The organism is Halanaerobium sp. (assembly GCF_003070835.1).
The window spans coordinates 1-2,276 of the sequence record NZ_QBLR01000423.1 but is presented as its reverse complement, the minus strand read 5'-3'; the positions used below and the strand labels follow the sequence as shown (position 1 = coordinate 2,276).

4 protein-coding genes are annotated in these 2,276 nt (G+C 34.2%); all 4 read left to right on the top strand.

Annotated features, from left to right (window positions below; all coding sequences use genetic code 11):
• Positions 1-739 (top strand): thiamine pyrophosphate-dependent enzyme (locus CI949_RS19970; protein ID WP_290769709.1); only part of this gene is annotated, 739 nt, incomplete at its 5' end.
• Between the two features lie 223 nt (positions 740-962).
• Complete coding sequence (locus CI949_RS19965; protein WP_290769707.1) at positions 963-1,499, top strand: transposase; 537 nt, start codon at positions 963-965, stop codon at positions 1,497-1,499.
• A 105-nt stretch (positions 1,500-1,604) separates the two neighbouring features.
• The gene (locus CI949_RS19960; RefSeq protein WP_290769705.1) at positions 1,605-2,042 is read left to right on the top strand and encodes an MgtC/SapB family protein; all 438 of its coding nucleotides are present in this window, start codon (positions 1,605-1,607) and stop codon (positions 2,040-2,042) included.
• Position 2,043: 1 nt separating this feature from the next.
• The coding region (locus tag CI949_RS19955; RefSeq protein WP_290769703.1) for a hypothetical protein at positions 2,044-2,276 on the top strand (233 nt) is incomplete at its 3' end.

Sequence of the window (2,276 nt, the reverse complement as noted above, 5' to 3'; positions counted from 1 at the left end):
TTTACTCGCTAAATACAGTGAAAACGAAGTAATTGCTGAGATTGTTGACCGCAAAGAATTTATTACCAGAAAATCTCAGTGGATCTTCGGTGGAGACGGCTGGGCTTATGATATCGGTTATGGAGGTTTAGATCATGTTCTGGCCTCTGGTGATGATGTAAACGTATTTGTATTTGATACAGAAGTTTACTCTAATACTGGTGGACAGTCCTCTAAAGCTAGTCCAACTGCTGCAGCTGCTAAGTTTGCTGCTTCAGGTAAGAAGATCAAGAAGAAAGACTTAGGCCAAATGGCTATGACTTATGGTTATGTTTATGTTGCTCAGATTTCTCTTGGTGCTAATATGAACCAGGCTATTAAGGCTATCAAAGAAGCTGAGGCATTTGATGGTCCTTCCTTAATTATTGCTTATGCTCCATGTATTTCACATGGACTTAAAAAAGGTATGGGCTGCAGTGTTAGTCAGGAAAAAGATGCTGTTAAGTCTGGATACTGGCACTTATTCCGCTTCAATCCTGAACTTAAAGGTGAAGGAGAAAATCCATTTATGATGGATTCTAAGGAGCCAACAGAAAGCTTCAGAGATTTCTTACTCAGTGAGGTACGTTTCTCTTCCTTACAGAAGACATTCCCTGAGCTTGCAGAAGACCTCTTTGAAAAAGCGGCAGAAGATGCTGAAGAACGCTATCAGTCCTACAAGAGACTGGAAACAGCTTATGCTCCTAAAGACGAAGAGTAATTCTAAAGAAAAAATAGCTTAAAAATAAATATAAGAGCAAGGATAAAAGACCAGCGGGACGCCGCTGGTCTTTTTGCAGTTTACACGCACCGTGAACCTGTCGAAATATAGTTAATTATGTCCGTTAACTTTAATTTTTTTATTATAATGTAAAATTATTGAAAAAAATAAAATATAAGGATATAATAAAGATAGAAAGTAAAATAATGGAAGGGTGGTAGAATTGGGGCATAAAAAAAGAATATGGTATCCAGGAGCAAAGTATCATATTATATGCAGGGGAAACAAAAAGAAAAATATTTTTTTAGACAAGATTGATCATAAGATTTATCTGGATATTTTAAAAGAAGTAAAAAGTAGATATAATTTTAATATTTTGAGCTATTGTATGATGTCAAACCACATCCATCTTCAATTACAAACCAAAGACATTCAAATCTGGCGAATTATGCGTGGAATTAACTGGCGTTATGCAAGATATTTTAATGAACGGAATAGCACTGTCGGACATGTGTTCCAGGGTAGATATAGATCTAAAATTATAGAAAATAATTATTATGATTTAGTAGTCAGCCGCTACATCCACTTGAATCCTGTTAAAGAAAAACTGGTAATTAAACCTGAAGATTATAAGTGGAGCAGTTACAGTATTTATATGGGGCTGCGCAAAAGTAATCTAGTTAATGAAAAGGAAATTTTAAATTATTTTGGTGGTAATAAAATATTATATAATGATTATGTCATGTATAATTATAAATGAATCAAATATTACAATTTTAGACAATTATTGACAAGTTCCCGGTGCATGTAAGTTTTTAAAGGATTAAGGATAAATTTGAAGAATAATAATAATAGGTAAAGGGAGGTGTCTATTTTGATATTAGATTGGGTTGGAATAATGAGATTAATTATAGCAGCTATACTGGCATCTTTGATTGGTTATGACAGAGAAAAACAGAATAAGGCTGCAGGAATCAGAACAAATGTGATTGTTGCTGTTATTTCCTGTGTAATTATGATTTTATCAGTGGAAGTTGCACAATCTGGAAACTTAGTCAATGGAGTAGAAGGTGACCCAGCTAGACTGGCAGCTCAGGTTGTTAGTGGGATTGGTTTTTTAGGTGCTGGGACTATTATTAAACAAGAAGATAAGATAGAAGGTTTAACCACAGCAGCCAGTCTGTGGGGAGTTGCAGGGCTTGGTCTAGCGGTAGGTTATGGTTTATATGATATTGCTATTGCTGCAGCTTTAATTATTTTTATTAGTTTAAGAATAGCGCCTTCTGTCAAGAAGAGAATGTAGCATGGGAGCAATTTTAACAGCGTTAGCAGCAGCATTATTGACAGCAGCCAACTATTTTCCTAAATTATATTTTTTAAGCTGGATTGGATTTCTTCCTTTTTTATATTATATTTATATAATGAGAAAAGATGAGCTTAACTATAAAGTTATATTTTTTAATGGATGGCAGCTTGGTTTTTGGATTTTAGCTTTTACTGCTAATTTCTTATATCATTCAATTAAGTTATATACAGG